This is a genomic window from Frankia sp. AgKG'84/4 (assembly GCF_023242965.2).
Lineage (GTDB): Bacteria > Actinomycetota > Actinomycetes > Frankiales > Frankiaceae > Frankia.
Map to the genome: position 1 here is coordinate 1 of NZ_JALKFU020000903.1, position 825 is coordinate 825.

1 protein-coding gene is annotated in these 825 nt (G+C 75.2%); it reads left to right on the plus strand.

Going from position 1 to position 825, the window contains the following annotated elements:
• Nucleotides 1–67 precede the first annotated feature (67 nt).
• Nucleotides 68–825, plus strand: a 758-nt coding sequence (locus MXD58_RS25935) for a HipA family kinase (protein ID WP_250610344.1), incomplete at its 3' end; no start/stop codon positions are given.

Genomic DNA, 825 nt, shown 5'->3' on the forward strand with positions numbered 1-825 from the left:
GGCGACGGGCGACGGGCGGCGGGCGGCGGGTGGCCGGCGGGCCGGGCCGCTGCGGCAGACTGGCGGGATGTTGCGACAGGTCACGGCGGTGCGGTATGCGACGCCGTTGCGGGAGGGCGGGAGCCTGCCCGGGTTGATGGAAGGCGACGACCTCGGTACCTGGGTGGTCAAGTTCCGCGGCGCCGGGCAGGGTGTGAAGGCGCTGGTCGCCGAGGTGATCGTCGGGGAGCTCGCGCGCGAGCTGGGGCTCGCGGTGCCCGAGCTCGTCGTCGTCGACGTCGATCCCGAGCTCGGCCGCACCGAGCCCGACCAGGAGGTGCAGGACCTGCTGCGGGCCAGCGCCGGGCTGAACCTCGGGATGGACTACCTGCCCGGCTCGATCACCTACGACCCGCTGGCCGTCGAGGTCGCGGCGTGGGTCGCGGCCCAGGTGCTCTGGCTCGACGCCCTCACCCTCAACGTCGACCGGTCCTGGCGCAACCCGAACCTGCTGGTGTGGGGTGGGCAGCTGTGGCTGATCGACCACGGCGCCGCGCTCTACCCGCACCATGACTGGCCGAGCGCGGGTGCCGCGGTCGCCAGGGCGTTGCCGGGCGTCGCCGACCATGTCCTGCTGGGCGCCGCGGCGGCGGACCGGGCCGCGTTCGTCGCGGTCGACGAGGAGTTCAGCCAGCGGATCGACGCGGACCTGCTCGCCGACGTCGTCGGCCGGGTCCCGCCGGGCTGGCTGGAGGTGCCCGGCTCCGGCTACGTCGACTGGCTGGGCACGCGGATCGCCGATCGTGGCGCCTGGCGCGCCGCCGTGCTCGCCGCGCTCGACAAGGC